Origin of the sequence: Massilia yuzhufengensis, from assembly GCF_900112225.1 — a bacterium.
GTDB classification, from domain to species: Bacteria; Pseudomonadota; Gammaproteobacteria; order Burkholderiales; family Burkholderiaceae_D; genus Telluria; species Telluria yuzhufengensis.
This window is the reverse complement of the sequence record NZ_FOLD01000002.1, coordinates 26,462-43,054: the sequence shown is the minus strand read 5'-3', so window position 1 is coordinate 43,054 and position 16,593 is coordinate 26,462. Positions and strand designations below refer to the sequence as shown.

Sequence of the window (16,593 nt, the reverse complement as noted above, 5' to 3'; positions counted from 1 at the left end):
GGGTCGCTTAGTTGCCGGCATAGCGCATGGTGTGGTTAGCAGTGATCTCCAGGCCGTACCAGCCGAAGTCGATCAGGCCGGTCGGATCGGCCATGGTAAATGCCAGCCGCACACGGACAGTCGCGGGCACTCTCCCAGCGATCAGGTCGCCACAGCTTTCCGCGTCGCAGAACGCTTTAGGACCAATGATTTCCAGGTCTGGCGCGAGTTCCGCAATCTCCCGCCCGGCAATGTCGATCGCCAGGTCGCCCGCTTCGGCGGCAAGGTCGCGCGACATCATTTCCGAGCGAGGCACCGTTGACAGGTAGCGCGCAGCATCCTGGGCGGCCTTTTGCGCCACTGTGTAATGCCAAAGCACCTTCGAGATGAAGATCGGGAAGAGAAGGAAGACGATGAGGACCGGCAGCAGGAGTGCCAGCTCGATCGCCGCGACTCCCGCTTCACGCTTCCGCGGCAGATTGGCAAGCGATAAAGTGCGTTTATTCATGGGAAGAGCTCCACTTGGCCCGACAAGGATTGTTCAGAGGCTAGTCCGGCGAATTCAGCGATGAGCGTCTCGTCCGTGGCTTGGACGGTCATGAAAAACTTTCCGATGCCTTTGACGGTCGCCTGCGTGTTAGTGCCTGATGGCGATGCCGACAAGCATTCCAGCAGGGGAATGTTCAGGACGCGCCGGCGGGGCACTGCCAGCGGCCTGTTGGCGGCGCTCGGCGCCACATAGTGTCCGCTCGATGCAACACCCGACTGATAAGGTGGATTGCTGGGATAGCTCGGCGCCGTCGGCCCTGATTTGTACAGGTCCGGCCACTTGCCCGCTGCGAAGCTCGTGTAGCCGCTGGCGGGCTCGGGAGTAGTGAGCGGCGAGGGTGCCTGGACGGCCCTCGCAAATGCCCAGAGAGGACCGTACATGCCCGGGGAGGCGGGCGGATCGGTTACGTCGGCGACGGTCTCGATTTTGTTGCGGCTATTCGCCCGTTCCGCAGACCGGCTGCCGCTGTTTGGGCTCATCCATTTGACTTCGCCTGCAAGGTCATACGCGTAGGCCTTGATGTTCACGTCCGGCGGCGCGCCTCGCGGCGTGCAGGCGGTGCCACCGTACAGGTCGAAACGCGTGTTCAAGGCAGGACGCAAGGACGCGAGCGGGGAGGAAGACGGTAATTCGGAGACACGGACCGCCCTCCCGGTAAGGTGCTGCGCCCACATCGAACCGCTGCACACGAAGGGCTCCAGGTCTGAGACACCGAATGAATGGCCGGCCGCTGCGCGCGCGGCATCCGGGTTCACTGCAAACCTGAGCGGCGCGGTACTGCCAGTGACAGGGTTGAGGTTCATGAGGTCATAGCTGACTCCACGGCGGAAGCCATACTGCACCAGCTCGGATAGCGTGCTGGCCCCGCTGCTCGCAGTGCGCACCGCTGCGGCGTCGGAGGACATGGCGCACACGCCGATCGGGGTCACGTTCAGGGATGTCCGTCCCGCGACCGCACTGTCGCTGACCTGGATTGACGAAAGGCTGCTGGCGAGAATCCGCATGAAGAAGGTATTCACTGCGCCGATCTCCGGCGCGAGCTGGGCCGTATCCACCCGTGCGAAGTAAAGTCCGCTGAGCGTGGCGCTGGAGGATCCGCCGGCGGACGCCGACGCAATCCACGCCCCATTGCCGTCGGACGAATCGCTGAAACTCAGTGCATCGTCGCTCCATGACACTGTAGCGCCACCGTTATAGTGCTGGTACCGAAGCGCTTCAGCCGTTTCCTTGGCTGCCGCCCTGGCTGCCGCGATACCCGCCGGCGTGCCGTTGAGCTCGCGGGCAGCGGCGAGCGCGGCTGCTTTCGCGATGCCGTAAACGTCGACCTTGCGGTTATAGATGAGTCCAGCATCGATCGCGAGGCCACAAAAGCCGATCATTACGATCAGCAATGGGATAAACATGATGGCAAAGGCGCCGTCCTGGCGGTCGCGCCTCGACATGCGCGGCCTTCGCTTTGCACGGTTCGTCGAAGCTCCGGAACCCTTGGGCGCTGCGTTCTGCCGTCGTGCCATATGCTGCCTCATCATGTCTGCTGGTGCGCTCGATGCATCAGTGAAGTGGAGTTGAAGCTGGACCTGCAGCCTGTGCCGGATGGGCGTAGCCGCAGCGGGCAGCTGCCCTGCGCTTCGCGCGCCAGGACTGTTCGGCTCTCAGGACCAATCCAATGCAAGCGCATACCCAGAGCGCCCAGGCAGCGAGGGGAAGGAACATCGGCTCGATTGACCGGTATCCTGCCAGGACGGCCGCTGCAAACCCGCAGAGGGCGGCTGCACAAGGCAGGGCAGGATGGCGCTGGCCAATACGCAGCCGCGGCCAGGGTACGAAATGCAGGGCCATGGCGCCCACGCATAGCAAGAAGAGACTGCCTTTGGCGATCAGGCCCCCGAGAACTGCGCCGATGGCGAGCAAGAGCAGGGCGTCCGCTGTGGCCGCCCAGCGGGATGCGCGGTCGGGCTTGTCGGCCGCTTGCGGGGGGATGTGCCCGGTACCTGGAAAAGGAAAGGCCGACCAGAGGGTCAGGACTGCGCCTGGCACCGCGACGAGGATGTGTGCCCGATAATTCGCGCCGATGAGCGCAATCCATGCCTGGAGGAGGACCCACCCGGCAATCGAGAAGAACAGGGGCAAGAATGGCCGGTATGGACGAGGCCTTCTCAGCTGCACGGTGTCCGAATCCATGGATCGCCCTCGCGTTGCACAGGCTAGCTGCTCGATGGGGCAGCTCAGCCCTTGACTGCTTTCTCAACAAGTGTGAGCCTCGAAAGGGCGTGCTGCAAGTAAAGTACTTTTGAACATTGAGGAGCGTCAGGAAGTGCGTGAAGCACAACGCTGACTTGGGTTGCGGACGAGCATATGCGCCGAGCGTAAGCGGCTGAGCGCTCAGTGCATCCGGTGCTGGGCCTGGATCCGCGCCGCATCCCGGGCCGGCGGGAGGCCGAACGCGCGCGCGTATTCACGCGAGAACTGGGTCGCGCTTTCGTAGCCGACCTCGAGCGCCGCCGCTGTCACGCTGGCGCGCCCGGTGGCCAGCATCGTGCGCGCGTGCAGGAGCCGGATCTGCTTCTGGTACTGCAGGGGGCTGAAGGCGGTCACCGACTTGAAGCGGCGTTGGAAGGCCGAAGGGCTCATCGCCGCCATTTCGGCCAGGGCTTTGACGCGCAGGGGCTGGGCGAAGTCGCGCCGGATGCACTGGATCGCATTGTTCAGCCGCGCCAGGGCCGTATCGGGGGTGGCGATGTCGCGCAGCATCTGCCCGTGCGGGCCTTGCAGCAGCCGGTACAGGATCTCCCTCTCGTAGGCCGGCGCCAGCGCGCCGATGTCGCCCGGCCGTTCCGTCAGCGACAGCATCCTCACCCAGGCATCCATCAGTTCCGGGGTCATGGCGGCGACCGAAAAACTGTCGTCCCTAGCCGGCCCGCCGGCCCCGGCCTGGAAATTGGGCAGGTCGCCGAGCAGGTCGGAAATGATGTGCGGCTTGAGCGTCAGGCTGACCGCCAGGTAGGGCCTGCCGTCTGCCGATGGGTGCACCGCCCCCACGGCGGGCAGGTCGACCGACATCAGGAAATAGGTCGCGGGATCGTAGTGCAGCGTGTGCGTGCCAACCGGCGGCAGCGGCGGCATCGGGGGCAGCGCCGCAACCATGCCGCACAGCGCGGCATGGGCGTGATCCTGACCTACAAGGGCAACCCGGATGCCGCGGCTAGGACCGTTCGCAGCATCCGGGAAAACGGCGGCCAGGCGCTCGCGCTGCCGCTCGATGTGAGCGACACCGGCAGCTTCGCCGCCTTCCGCGACGCGGTAAAGGAGCAGCTCCAGGCGGTCTGGGGAATCTCCCGGCTGGGCGGGCTGGTGAACAACGCGGGCTACGGCTTGTACCAGCCGATCGACACCGTGACCGAAGACCAGTCCGATGGCTTGTTCGATGTCCACCTCAAGGGGCCGTTCTTCCTGACCCAGGCCTTGCTGCCGCTGCTGGCCGATGGCGGCGCCATCGTCAACGTCACCAGCGCGACGACCCGCGTGGCGACGGCCGGCGTCGCACCCTACGCCGCGTTCAAGGGCGGGCTCGAGCTCCTCACGCGCTACATGGCCAAGGAGTTCGGCGCACGCGGCATCCGCGCCAATGCAGTATCGCCCGGCGCCATCCGTACCCGACTCGGTGGCGGACTCAACCAGGAGTTCGAAACCTTGCTGGCCTCGCACACCGCACTGGGCAGGGTAGCGGAGCCGGACGACGTCGGCCGCGTGATCGCGACGCTGCTGTCCACCGAGAGCGACTGGATCAATGCGCAATCGATCGAGGTTGCGGGCGGCTACAACATCTGGGTCTGCTGGAAACCACTGTTGTCGCATACCTTCACCTAAGCTGTCCATCTACCATGAAAAAACTCATGATCTACGGCGCCACCAGCTACACCGGCCGCACGGCCGCCACCTACGCACGGGAAGCCGGCATCGACATCATCATCGCCGGCCGGGACGGCGCCGCGCTGGCCGACTTGGCCCTTATTGCCGGGCAGCGCGACCAGCGCTTGATCTGGACAAATCCGGACAGCCGCCATTCGCCGACGCTGTGAAGACCAGCACATCGCTTTGCGTCCGACGGAAAAGCGAGCCTTGTCAGAACCGCCGTATCTCGACGCGGCGATTGACTTCGTTTTCGGGCGTTTCCGCGTCGAGCAGCTTGTCGAATCCAAATCCCAGCGCGACCAGACGCTTGCTGTCGATAGCGTATCGCTTCACCAGGAATGCGCGCACGGCTAGCGCGCGTTCGCAGGACAGGCGCTTGTTGTAGTCGTTGCTGCCGCGCCTGTCCGTATGGCCTGCAACCACGAAGCGATGTCCCCGCAGCTCGGGACTGGTCAGGGCAGTGGCCAGGGCCGCCAGCATCGGCTCCGCATCGGGGGTGATGGCGGCGGAGTCGAAGCCGAAGCGCACGTTCAGGTCGACCTTGGGCGCCGCTGTCACATACAGGTTGCGCGTGCCGCCATCGGGCGTGGCGGACGAAGGCGTGTTGTCGGGACCGACGCAAAGACTGGTGGCCGGATCGGGCGCGTTCGCTGTCGCCCTGCCGAGGCTGCGCGTGAGCATGGGTGCAGGGGGCTCGGGGGCCGTCGTGGACAGGGCGGCGACCAGTTCGGCGCTGGTGGCGCTGTCAAGGCGCGACTGGGCCGACGGCAACGGCGCCGCTGTCGCCAGCAGTCCGGCGGCTGCCACGCGAAACAGCAGGTGAAGCTGTCGCATGCGATGGTGTCGGCCGGCATTCATGGGCGCACCGTCAGGGTGCCGCCTGAGGGCGGCAGCGCGTATGGCGCCGGCCCGGCTTGCGCGGCGGCCGGCAGCGGCGCCCGCGGCTGATCCGGCCCGGCCGGCAGGCGGCGGATCTCCACGCGGCGATTGATGGCGGCGCCGGGACGCAAGGCATCGGCAAGACGTTCGAAACCGTAGCCGCGCGCCACCATGCGTTCGGTGGCGATGCCGTGTTTGCGAATCAGGTAGTCACGGGTGGCGCTTGCGCGGTCGGACGACAGCTTCTGGTTGTAGGCCGCATTGCCCACCTGGTCGGTGTGGCCCGCGACCTCGAAGGCAAACGTGGCCAGAGCCGGCTGCCTGAATGCGCTTGCGAGCTCGTCGAGCTGCCGTTCGCCCAGCGGCGTCAGGCTGCTCTTGTCGAACTCGAACTGCACCTGCAGGTCGATGCTGGGATCGCGCTGCAGCCAGCGGCCGTCGGCCATCTGCACGGCCTTGGGTACCTTGCTGAGGGCGCCGACGATGTCCGCCGCTTTGACGATGTCGGCGGCAGGGGCGTGTGTAACGGCGAGCGCCGCCAGCAGGGCGGCGGCAAGACGAAAAGCGACGTTCATGTGTTTGCCTCGTTGGAATGTCAATGTACTTCGTGCACCGCAAGCACCTGGCTTGCGCCCATGCGTCCCGGTGATTCGCTGCCTTGTCCCATGCCGACCACGCCCAGGTTGCGCGTGGCAGCACCAGTGGCATTGCTCGATTTGAACGGCGTCCCGGCCGAGCCCGTCATGCCCTTGTCGAACTGGCGCGGCTTGTCGGACAGGATGGCCAGCACATGGCTGGTGCCGGGCGGACCCATTGCCTGGATCCCCCAGCCGGCGCGGGGCAGGGACATCGTGCCGGCCCTGACGTAATTGTCGCTGTCGCGTGCATTTGGATACAGCAGGTCGAAGGTCTTGCCATCCGACCCGACGTGGAGCAGGTACAGGTAACCCGCCTGCCCCGTGGTGACACGCAGGTCCAGGTAATCCTTGCCGATTGTCATGCGCGGGTTCGGCGCATGCAGTTCGACACTGCTGGCCGGCGACGCCTGCCGGCGAAGGTTGTCGAGCGTGGCGAGCGCATCCACGTTCGCTCCCGTGGCATGGCCCTCGCCGAACGACAGGGGCAGGTCGGCGTTGCCGACCAGGGTGATCGTCTGCTGGTAGCCGTTCGAACGCACATAGTCTTGTGCGCACTGCTGCAGTTCGCGCCCTGTCAGCATGCCGCTGCGGTCGGCGTCGGCGCCGGAGCGCAGGCAGCTGACCCATGCAACGGTGGCCGCGCTGCCCCCGCTGCTGGCGAAAGCGACCTCATTGTCGCCGGCGGCGGCGATGTACAGCAGGTTGGCGCCGCGCCGGGCCGCGGTCGGGACCAGGTTGCGCGTGAATTTCGCATTGATCGCCTGGCCGCATTCGTAGCCGGAGCCGGACCCCTCGCTCTTCCACGCCTTGCCCCGTGAGCCGGGCGTGGCGCGAACCGTCTTGGTGGCCTGCCCGCCGGAAAAGCAGGAGTCGTTCAGCATCACGACCTGGCCCGCTTTCGAAGCCAGGTCGGCCAGCGAGACCTCGATGTCGGCATCGTCGAACGACGCCATGTCGTGCGCCACCATGCCCTCCAAACATTTCGCGCCGCCGCTGCGTTGGGTGCCGTGCCCGGAGTAATAAATGAAGACATTGTCGCCGGCGCTTATCCGGCTGGTCAGCCTGGCAAAGCCGGCCCGCATCCCCTCGCGCGTCAGCTGCGCGTCCTTGTATTCAAGGATATTGCGATCATCCACGCCCATCGACGCAGCGATCCTGCGCGCAGACGCTGCATCGAGGTCGATGCCGGGCAGGGCGGCGGCGGGATTGCTGTAGCTGCCGATGGTCATGATCAGGGCAAAGTTTTCCGCGCCCGCCACCGGCGCGAACAGTGCGGAGGAGGCGAGTAGCAGGCTGGACGCAATCAGCTTGCGCCAGGAGGCAGGGGATTGCATCGCCTTGACGCTGGCGTGCCGGTCGCCGCCGGGACCGCGATGCTTACTGCACATGTTGCAGCGCCAGCAATTGCGTCAAGCCCATATGGCTTCCAGGCTGGACGAGCTGGGCAAAACTGGTCATCCCCTGCGCGTCGTGCCGGTAGACGGGCTGGCGATTGAGCAGCGCGTTGCTGGCCTGGGGATGGCGCAGGTTCAGCGAGACCATGTCGACGCCTGGCCTGCCGTCGAAAGTGAAGTATTCACTGGTCCCAAGCGGGAGATAGACCACTTCGCCGGCCTTCGCTTGCACCACCTGCTCCTGTCGTGCAGGATAGAGTTGACCGATCCATGAGGGCTGGTGCAGCAGTACACCGTTCGGTCCGACCGTTCCGCGTGGCGCGCGCAGGGCGTCGAGCGAGATCAGGACATCGGACGTGCTGACGATGCGCAGCTTGAACCGTTCGCCGGCGCGGAACGGCGCTGCCAGCGAGCGGGTGTCGGTGACCAGGTTCTGGCTGTCGAGCATGACCGCGGACACTGCCATGCCGTGATAGTTCGCATTCACGTCCCATGGCCGGCCGGGGTCGCTGCCTCCATCGGCGAGCCGGAACGGCACATCGGGCTGGGCGAGGACCACGGGAATGGCCGCATACGAAGGGGCTTGCGCCAACGGCCGCGGCAGGCCCTGGGCCAGCGGCGGGTGCACCAGCCAGAAAGCGGCTGGCGTGGCGGCTAGGGCAGGGCTCGCGACCGGGCTCGCGCCGGGCGTGGTGGGGTTGACCCGGCCCGCCGTCCAGTTCGCCAATGACTGGAACACCGCGTTGCCCGGCGTGGCAATGCCTGTTTGCCTGCAATCTTGCGCCAGGGCGGTGGCGATGCCGCATGCCGCCAGCGTGCACAGCGCTGCTGCGAAGCGCAGGGCTGCGCTCGCTCGCCCCCCGGTCGACCTGTTCCTGTTCATTGTCCTGTCCCTGTCCATGTCGATCAATGACGAATGCGGATCGTGACCAAGCCGCCCTGGCCGTCCGGGTTGTACACATACGTCGTTTGCTGCGTATTCTCCGTCACCAGCCGGATATCCTTGCCGTTCTTGCCGCCGGCCAGGAGCTCCTGGAACCAGGCGAACAGGTTCGTGACCGCTGACCTGGGCTGCAGCACCACATGCAGCAAGTCGTCGCCTGCCGCGCCGGTGACCTGCATCGGTTCGGATACCAGCTCCACGCCGCCCTTGGCCCCGGCTTTCCAGATGGGCGTCGCGCCAGTCCGGCCGGCGGGCGTCGTGTTGAAGACGAGGATGTCGCCGTCGCGTGGCGCGAGCACCTTGATACGGAACCTGTCGCCATCCGAGAAGCTGGCATCGGCCGGCCGCTGCAACAGCACACCGTAGGGGCCGTCGACCAGCACGGATACGGCAAGCGTGTCGGGGCGCGCCTGCCCGGCGGCAGGGCGCGCCTCTGGTGCGAGGCTGGCCAGCACGATGTCCTTGGCGCCCGGCCCGGGCTGGGCCAGCGCCCCCGCCGCGGCGCAGGCGCACATCGAACCGACGACAAGTATCGGGACTGCACTATGTTTGAGCATGGTCATCCTTGATTAAGCAGGTCCGGCGCGCATGCTTCGCAACAGCCGGAACCCGGCGCCCGGCGGCGCGGCCTTACGGCAGGGTGTACACCGGGCTGTCCAGTCCGAAGTTCACGATCAACGGGTCTTGCCTGTGCTGCATTTTCTTCGCCAGTGCCTGGGTCAGGGCTTTCGAGTAGTGTCCCAGCTCGACCATGCTCACCTGTTTGTCCGTGTTGGTGTCGGCCTGCCGGTTGTTGTTCAGTCCTGCGAGCAGGGTGTGCGTGAACAAGCCATTGCCTTCGAACCCATCCAGTGCCTCTTCTGTCGAACTGGCCGACGCGTACAAGTGCAGTCCCATCTTCTTGGCCAGCACGCTGACGCGTGCGTCGTAGAGCCCGCTGACGATGCCGCCGACACCGCCCGCATGACAGGTGTCGAGGATGTAGAGCTGCGACAGGGCCTTGATGCGCTTCGAGAAATCGACGATCTCGTTGGCGCTGATCATCGTCGACGGCTGCAGCTTGCCGTTGTAGTCGCTGGTGACCATGTAGTACTGATCGCCCAGCAAGACACCATGGCTCGCGATGAACAGCAGGAAGTGGTCCGAAGGTTTTATCCGTGCAGCCAGTGCATTGATGCGTGCGAGTACGCCTTCCCTGCTGGCTTGCTCGTTCGAGATGGTCTCGACAAAAATATTTTCGGGCCGATAGATCGCGGCCGCCTGGGCTTTCCAGCGGTTCGCCAGGTCGCTCGCATCCTTTGCCGCGAACTTCAGGCTGGCCGACTTGTCGCGGTATTGGTCGATGCCGATGGCCAGGATGTGCAGCCGTGGTGGCGCTGGCGCCAGCGTCGACGTGAATGCGACGGTGTGCGCCGCGGAGTGCACCGTATTCGGGGCGTTGAAGGCGAGCACCGAGATTTCGTTCGCGCCCGAGACGGGTTCCACTTCCACCGTCGCCTCATACAGGTCCGGCTTGGGCCGGGACTCGGTGATTCCTCCCGTGGCGCCGTTCTTGACGGCTTGCTGTGCCAGCGCCCGCATCTGGCCTGCCAGCGCTTCCGCATTCAGGTCCGTGGTCTTCGCGCCAAGGCTGGCGGCCGGCGCCTGCCGGATGAAGCCGTCGGACTGGATCAGTTTGCCGTTGTGGAAAACCCGCACCTCGCCGATGCCGCCTCCAGTCGACTTGATGCGGTAGGCGATGCGGGTCGTTGCCGCGCTGCCGGGGGAGGGCAGCTCGATGCGCTCGACCATCGGCGGCGGCTGCCGCACCGCTTCAGCGATCGTGAACCCGGCCATGCTGGAAAACTCCTTCCCGGCGATGGCGGCCTCGACGATGTCAGGCCTGTAGAACACGTCGTAGAGTTGGTCGACGCCGAAAACCTGGTCGCCACGGCGCACGCCAAGGTAGGCCGCTGCCTTCGGCGACGACGCCGCGAAATAGCCGGCAGGCGTGATCGAGACCCATTCTCCATCCTTGAACTTGATCATGGACAGGATCTCCTTGCCGGTCCCGACATCCCACAGGCGGGTGGTGGAGTCGGCGCTGCCGGACGCGGCTCGCCGCCCGTCCGGGCTGAAGGCGACCGCGGAAACCATGCCTGTGTGTCCGCTCATGCTGCGCAGCTCCTTGCCGGACTCGACTTCCCACAGCCTGATCTTGTTGTCCATGCCGCCACTGAGCGCCAGCCTGTCGTCGGCACTGAAGGCGAGCGACTTGACGCCGAATCCGCTGCCGGCGAATGTGCGCAGCGCGGCGCCGGTGTCCACGTCGAACAGGGTGAGGTCGTCGAGCGACGCAGCCAGTACCCGCCGGCCGTCGTGGCTGATCGCCATGACGCCGACATGGCCGAATGGGATAGCGCGCACCAGGCTGGCGTTGGTCGTATCCCACACCTTGATTCCGCTTTTGGTCGACGACAAGGCACGCTTGCCGTCGGCACTCAACACCGCGCCGTTCACGATGTCCTCGTCTTCCCTCCAGCTGCGCAAGAGTTGGCCGCTCTGGACATCCCACAGCCTCAGTTGCTGGTCGAACTGGCTTGAAATGACGCCTTTCCACATGCTGGAGGTCGCTCCTCCGGAGCTCAGCAATATCCGGCTGTCCTGGCTCAGGCTGGCGGACGTGATGATGCCCGCATGTCCTTCGAAGACGCGTACCACCTTGCCACTCTGCACTTCACGCAGGGTTAGCTTCTTGTCATGCGAGCCGGTCAGCACGTGGCGTCCGTCCCCGGTATGGCGCATGGCGGAAATGCCCTGCGCCGAGGATTCGTCGAAGCTGGCTGCCGGCTTGCCGCTTGCGAGGGTCCAGATGTCGGTCGAGTACAGGCCGCCCGATGCCAGGAAGCTGCCGTCCGGGCTGAACGAGATCGCGTCGACGGTATTCCCCGTGCCTTGTATGCGGCGGATCACCTTTCCACTGGCGATATCCCACATACAAATTCCACCAGTACCACCGGTCAGCAGCGAACGGCCATTGGGGTGGAACCCAATGGACTGGGCATTAGTGTTGCATTTTACGCCGCGGCTGTCGCCGGCATCCTGAAACCGGCGCACTTCCTTGCCGGTTAGGGCATCGAGCATCGCCAGCGCTTTGCCGGAGACGAAGACGTGCCGTCCGTCCGGCGCCAGCGCGGCATCGCTTACGCCATCCGAGCCTGGGCTTGAATCTATTGATCGCAATTCCGCGCCACGTGCGAAGTCCCAGAGTTTCACCTGCTTGTCGTTTCGTGACAGGAGGATCTTCCCATCGGCTGAGAAAGCCAGGGAATGCACCAGCGATTGGTGCGCGGCGATGGCACGAAGCAACTCGCCCGTCGCCACATCCCACACGCGCACGTCCCCGACGAGCTTATCGAAGAAGCCAGACTCCATATGCGCCCCATCCGCTACCGCATGCCGTCCATCGGGACTGAACGCCAGGGTGCGCGGCATATGCCGGTCGCCCGGCGATGTCCTCATCATGCGGATGAGATTGCCTGTGGCAAAGTCCCATAGGCCAAGTCCACCGACGCTGCTGGCCAGGAACTGTTTGCCGTCCGGGCTGAACGCCGCGCCCGAGAAAAAGAACATGCGCGCCTTGGGTGGGCCGGGTATGTGGTAGGCGATTTTCCCGGATTGCAAATCCCACACATATAATTTTGCATCCCCGCCCCCCGAGATGGCGTAACGGCCGTCTGGACTGATTACCACGAAATGGTCGCCGGTCGAATCACTGGCGAGGGACCGGATCTCTTTTCCCGAGTCGAGATCCCACAGTTTCAGCGCTCCCGTGCCCGCCGACACCGCACGTGTTCCATCCGGGCTTACTGCCACGTTGATGACGACGTCGTACGGGTGACCAGTCTGGACATGCAGCGCAATATCGTCCTGGCCCTTGTTATTTCCCCGGGAAGCTGCGTGTGCGCTGGCATTCGCCGGCATGGCAAGCGTCTCGAGGACGGGGTGGAACATCAATCCGAGTTTGCCGGCTTGCACCGTGATGTTCTTGCGCTGGCCGTCGCGGACGTAGCCCAGGCCGATACCCTTGCCAGACGCCGCCTGCGCACCGACCTGCTCGATCAACGAAGCGACGTCGTCAACGGGCTTGCCCGCATAGGCCACCACGACATCCCCTGGCCGGATATCGGCAGCTTCCGCCTGGCTCCCCGGGACGCGCGCGAAGATCAGGACGCCCTTCGCGCCACCGAGCAGCTCCGAGCGCTGCGCGCGCAAGAGGTTGAGCGCCTGCCCGGCACTGATGGCCTGTGCGGGATCCATCCGGACCAGGTCTTGCGCAGCCGCCTGCGGCCCCCCGAGGATCGACAGGGCGGCAAGGAAAACTGCGAATAGTTTATGCATGTGCTGCTCCGGTGAGCTCATCCTGGTCAATACAGACACGACAATATAGGCTTGGACCCCCCGCGCGAATCGCCCATTTAAGGTATGGAAGGACACAGCCCAGGCCGGCAAGCCTGGCGACTCCGAATGCACGCCGGACAGCTGAATGCTATATTGTCAACTTCTCAAGAGAATGTGCCGTATGGACGAGCCCTGCACCAATGACCTGATCAGCAATATCTACGACGCCGTTACCGGAGCTGACGGGTTCCAGCAATTCGTCGCCCGGCTTGCCGCCGCCTTCGACCTGAAAGCGGCCATGCTGTTCACGCATAACGTCCTGAACGGGGAGGCAAAGGGAATGTGGGAATACGGCATGGCCCGCTCCTGGATGGAAAGCTACGCCATCGACTATGGGCGCGAAGACCAATTGGCCAGGCATCTGTCGAGCGCACCGATCGCCACCTTCTATGCGTCGAACGTCCACCTGCCGGCCGACGAGTACACCGGGTCGCGCTTCTACCGGGAATGGGTCCTGCCCCAAGGCGTCCAGTGCGCCGCCGGGGCGGTGATCCTGCGCGAAGGCGTGTGGGCGACCCAGGTGGTCTTGCAGCGCTCGCCATCGCAGCCGCCTTTCGCACAGGAAGAACTGCAGCTGCTCGACCGGCTCGTCCCGCATCTGCAGCGGGCGGTGCAGATGCGGCAGCGCTTCCTGGAACTGCAAATAGGGCAGAACCTGCTCACGGCAGGACTCGACGCGCTGGTCATGCCTTCGCTGATGGTGGACGAATGGGGGCGCATGGTCTATGCGAACCAGGCCGCTACCCGGCTGATGGAGGAGCGCGACGGTATCTGGATCGAGGACCGGTACCTGTGCACGAGCAGGCTTGCCTTGACCAAGCAGGTCAATGTGGAGATCCTGGTCGCCCTCGGCGCCAGCCGCGGCAGCGGCAGCGCCGTCCCCGGCGTCGTCTTCGTCCCGCGACAGCGGCGCGCGCCCCTGACCCTGATGATCGTCCCGATGCAGGCGTCCGGGGGGCCGTTGAAGCGGGCGGCTCTGTTGTTCCTGTACGATCCGGCTGGCACGCCGAGCGCGCCGCCCGAACTGATCGCACGCCTGTTCTCGCTGACCTGCGCGGAGGCTGAACTGGTGGTCGCCTTATGCGGCGGCAATACTCTGGAACAGGCGGCGCAGGCCCGCCAGACCTCGATCCATACCGCGCGCACCCAGCTCAAGAGCATCTTCGACAAGACCGGTACCCGCAGGCAGGCCGACCTGGTGGCGCTGGTCTTGTCGAGTCCGGCCTATTTCGTCGCCCGGCCCTAGCGTGGCCTAGCGTTCCATCACATAGCTCCCCGGCGCCGGCGCCAGTCCGGGAGCCGCTGCGCGCGCCTGGATCCCACGGCCCGGCCCGCTGAGCCAGCCATGCCTCGCACGCCGGCCACCAGCTGCCCTCGTGCAGCGGCGCTTCGCGCTGCCAACGGTCCGGATCGATATAGTAGACGCTATGGCCATGCCCGACCAGGTAGCGCACCAGCGAATTGTGGGGCGAGAGGTCGAGGATGTAGTGCTTCATGATCCAGGCCGGCACCACCAGCAGCGGCGCCGCATGCACCTGCGGCGTGGCCGGGTCATGGCGGATCAGTTCGATGAAGCGGTTGCGCAGCACCACCTGGTCCGGCGTGCAGGCCACCTCCACACCCGGCCGGTAGCCGGGCTGGTCGGCGTCGCCGGCCGCGCTGCGCCAGGCGCCGGCCAGCGCGCGCCCGGTGCCGTTGACCAGGTTCATGCCGCCGCGCGCGATGCTGGCCTGCTGGACCACCGGGTTGGTGAGCACGAAGTTCGAGGGCGCGACGCAATCGAGCAGCTGGCCGGCGACGAAGGTGGCGACGTCGGCGTGGTGGCGACGTCGGCGTGGTGGCGCGACATGCCGCGCGCGCTGCGGGTGGCGCGGTGCCACCCTTGCTGCTGCAGCAGGAAGCCCTGGGCCGGGCTGCTTCATGCCGTAGCCTCAGTGCGCCACCAGTACCGGCACCGGCGCGCGGTCGAGCAGCACCCGCGTCACGCCGCCCAGCACGATCTCGCGGTAGCGGCTGTGGCCGAAGGCGCCGGCCACCAGCAGGCCGGCGCCGCTGGCGCGCACGATGCCCAGCAGCGCGTCCCCGGTGGAGGCCAGGGTGCGCTCGCCCAGCACTTCCACCCGCACCCCATGGCGCGCCAGGAACAGCGCCATGTCGGCGCCCGGTTCTTCGCCGTGCAGGCCGGACTGCAGGTCGGGATTGACCAGGGCCAGGCGCACGTCGCGGGCGCGGGTGAGGATGGGCATGGCGCCGCCGATGGCGCGCAGCGCCTGCATGCTGCCGTCCCAGCCGATCACGACGGTGTCGGCGATGGGGGCGCCGGCGTAGGCGGGCGGCACCACCAGCACCGGGCGCACCCCGTGCATGGCCAGGTATTGCGGCAGCCCGCGCACGGTGGCGGCGTCGCCCGCGTCCTGGCCGGTGACGACCAGGTCGGCGTAGCGCGCCTGCAGCAGCAGCGCGTCGCGGTTCTCGTCTTCGACCAGGCGCTGTTCCAGCGACTGCACGCCGAGCTGGCCTGCGCGCTCGGCGAAGCGCGCCAGGGAGCCGCGCGCGAGCACGCGCAGCGACTCGAATTCATCGATCGGGGTGACCGCCATCGAGCCGGTGAGCAAGGCATAGGCGGGCCAGGACATGCCGGTGGTGGCGCAGCCCACCAGGTGCGCCTCGTGCGCATTGGCGAGCCAGGCGGCGGCCTGCAGCCTGGCATCGAACAGCGGGCTGTCGTCGACATGGACAACGATGGTCTTGAACATGGCGGATCCTTTCGTCGGGATGGCCTTCACGACTCTACGCCGAGCGCGCAGCTGCGTCAGACGCGCTTCTGATGCACATCAAAATTCTGTCGAATTTTTTCCCGGCTAGGATTCCGTGTAGCGGATGGCGTCGATGACCAGGGCCAGCGCGCGTGAGGAATTGCGGCGGCTCGGGTAATAGGCGTACAGGCCCGGCCAGGTCGGGCACCAGTCGGCCATCGCACTGAGCAGCCGGCCGGCCGCGATGTGCGGGCCCACCAGCTCGTCGGGCAGGAAGCCCAGCCCGTTGCCGCTCAGCGCCGCGGCCAGGATGTGCTCGGCGTCGGAAAAGGTGAGCTGGCCGCGCACCCGCGCTTCGATGTCCTGGCCTTCGTGGCGCAGTTCCCACGCGTACAGGCCGCCGCTGCTGGCCAGGCGCAGGTTGATGCAGTTGTGCTTGAGCAGTTCGGGCAGCGAGGCCGGCAGCGGGCGGTGCGCGAAGTACTGGGGCGCGCCGACGATGCGCATGTTGACGTCGGGCGTGAGCCGCACCGCGATCATGTCCTTGTCGACCTGGTCGCCATGGCGCACGCCGATGTCGAAGCGTTCGGCGGCGATGTCGACGATGCGGTAGTCGGCGCTGAATTCCACGTGCAGGTCCGGGTACTGCGGCAGCAGCGGGGCGATGCGCGGCCACAGGACCCGGTCGATCACGTGGTCGATGGCCGTGATCCGGATGGTGCCGGCCGGTTTGCCGCCGAGGTCGCTGACGGCGGCGATCTCGGCCTCGATTTCCTCCAGCCGCGGCGCCACGTTCTGGATCAGGCGCTCGCCCGCCTCGGTGGGCGAGACGCTGCGGGTGGTGCGCTGCAGCAGCCGCACCCCGAGCCGGTTCTCCAGCGAGCGCACGATGTGGCTCAGGGCGGACTGGGTCATGCCGAGCCGGGCCGCCGCGCGGGTGAAGCTGCGCTCGCGGGCGACCGCGAGAAAAACCAGGATGTCGTTGATGTTGTCGCGGGCCATGCGCGGCTTTCAGTGTGGATTATTCAAATTCTCTCACGAATACGCATGGCTATTCATGATGCTGCCTCATAAGGCCATGCAATTCCCGGCCCGTTCGCCC

General features: G+C 66.0%; 15 protein-coding genes. 3 read left to right on the top strand and 12 right to left on the bottom strand.

Annotation, left to right across the window (positions count from 1 at the left end):
• Positions 1-7: 7 nt before the first annotated feature.
• The 3 genes from BM031_RS02080 to BM031_RS02065 form a co-directional block, all read right to left on the bottom strand.
• Positions 8-487: a TadE family protein gene (locus BM031_RS02080; RefSeq protein WP_091870484.1), complete on the bottom strand. Its 480-nt coding sequence runs from the start codon at positions 485-487 to the stop codon at positions 8-10.
• Positions 484-1,971, bottom strand: a complete 1,488-nt coding sequence (locus BM031_RS02075) for a hypothetical protein (RefSeq protein ID WP_091870481.1) — start codon at positions 1,969-1,971, stop codon at positions 484-486. Before BM031_RS02075 ends, BM031_RS02080 begins: the two co-directional genes overlap by 4 nt.
• 940 nt (positions 1,972-2,911) lie before the next feature.
• Positions 2,912-3,673 (bottom strand): AraC family transcriptional regulator, encoded by a 762-nt coding sequence (locus BM031_RS02065; RefSeq protein ID WP_091870476.1) that lies wholly within the window; start codon positions 3,671-3,673, stop codon positions 2,912-2,914.
• 15 nt (positions 3,674-3,688) lie between these two features.
• Here BM031_RS02065 and BM031_RS02060 point away from each other — a divergent pair, with 15 nt between their 5' ends.
• Complete coding sequence (locus BM031_RS02060; protein ID WP_143084495.1) at positions 3,689-4,396, top strand: SDR family NAD(P)-dependent oxidoreductase; 708 nt, start codon at positions 3,689-3,691, stop codon at positions 4,394-4,396.
• A 14-nt stretch (positions 4,397-4,410) separates the two neighbouring features.
• Positions 4,411-4,608 (top strand): hypothetical protein, encoded by a 198-nt coding sequence (locus tag BM031_RS02055; protein WP_143084494.1) that lies wholly within the window; start codon positions 4,411-4,413, stop codon positions 4,606-4,608.
• Between the two features lie 43 nt (positions 4,609-4,651).
• On the opposite strand, the gene BM031_RS02050 is transcribed toward BM031_RS02055, so the two are convergent.
• The 6 genes from BM031_RS02050 to BM031_RS02025 form a co-directional block, all read right to left on the bottom strand.
• On the bottom strand, positions 4,652-5,275 hold the full coding sequence (locus BM031_RS02050) for an OmpA family protein (protein ID WP_177207627.1): 624 nt from the start codon (positions 5,273-5,275) through the stop codon (positions 4,652-4,654).
• A gap of 20 nt (positions 5,276-5,295) precedes the next feature.
• Entirely contained in the window at positions 5,296-5,895 is a 600-nt protein-coding gene (locus tag BM031_RS02045; protein ID WP_091870468.1) for an OmpA family protein, read from the bottom strand.
• Positions 5,896-5,915: 20 nt separating this feature from the next.
• Positions 5,916-7,346 (bottom strand): DUF4384 domain-containing protein, encoded by a 1,431-nt coding sequence (locus BM031_RS02040; RefSeq protein ID WP_091870464.1) that lies wholly within the window; start codon positions 7,344-7,346, stop codon positions 5,916-5,918.
• Positions 7,336-8,262, bottom strand: coding sequence for a hypothetical protein (locus BM031_RS02035; protein WP_177207626.1), 927 nt, complete (start codon positions 8,260-8,262; stop codon positions 7,336-7,338). The genes BM031_RS02040 and BM031_RS02035 overlap by 11 nt, the downstream gene beginning before the upstream one ends.
• Complete coding sequence (locus tag BM031_RS02030) at positions 8,259-8,852, bottom strand: hypothetical protein (RefSeq protein ID WP_143084492.1); 594 nt, start codon at positions 8,850-8,852, stop codon at positions 8,259-8,261. Before BM031_RS02030 ends, BM031_RS02035 begins: the two co-directional genes overlap by 4 nt.
• Before the next feature lie 73 nt (positions 8,853-8,925).
• Positions 8,926-12,675: a caspase family protein gene (locus BM031_RS02025; RefSeq protein ID WP_177207625.1), complete on the bottom strand. Its 3,750-nt coding sequence runs from the start codon at positions 12,673-12,675 to the stop codon at positions 8,926-8,928.
• A gap of 172 nt (positions 12,676-12,847) precedes the next feature.
• On the opposite strand from BM031_RS02025, the gene BM031_RS02020 reads away from it, so the two are divergent.
• Positions 12,848-13,981: a helix-turn-helix transcriptional regulator gene (locus BM031_RS02020; protein WP_143084491.1), complete on the top strand. Its 1,134-nt coding sequence runs from the start codon at positions 12,848-12,850 to the stop codon at positions 13,979-13,981.
• Here BM031_RS02020 and BM031_RS02015 read toward each other — a convergent pair.
• The 3 genes from BM031_RS02015 to BM031_RS02005 all read right to left on the bottom strand — a co-directional run bounded on the left by BM031_RS02015 (position 13,887) and on the right by BM031_RS02005 (position 16,493).
• Positions 13,887-14,615, bottom strand: coding sequence for a polyhydroxyalkanoate synthase family protein (locus BM031_RS02015; RefSeq protein ID WP_229408409.1), 729 nt, complete (start codon positions 14,613-14,615; stop codon positions 13,887-13,889). The genes BM031_RS02020 and BM031_RS02015 overlap by 95 nt on opposite strands.
• 51 nt (positions 14,616-14,666) lie before the next feature.
• A complete protein-coding gene (locus BM031_RS02010) occupies positions 14,667-15,491 on the bottom strand; it encodes a universal stress protein (protein WP_091870451.1) in 825 nt (274 codons plus the stop codon).
• A 105-nt stretch (positions 15,492-15,596) separates the two neighbouring features.
• Complete coding sequence (locus BM031_RS02005) at positions 15,597-16,493, bottom strand: LysR family transcriptional regulator (protein WP_091870449.1); 897 nt, start codon at positions 16,491-16,493, stop codon at positions 15,597-15,599.
• Positions 16,494-16,593 lie beyond the last annotated feature (100 nt).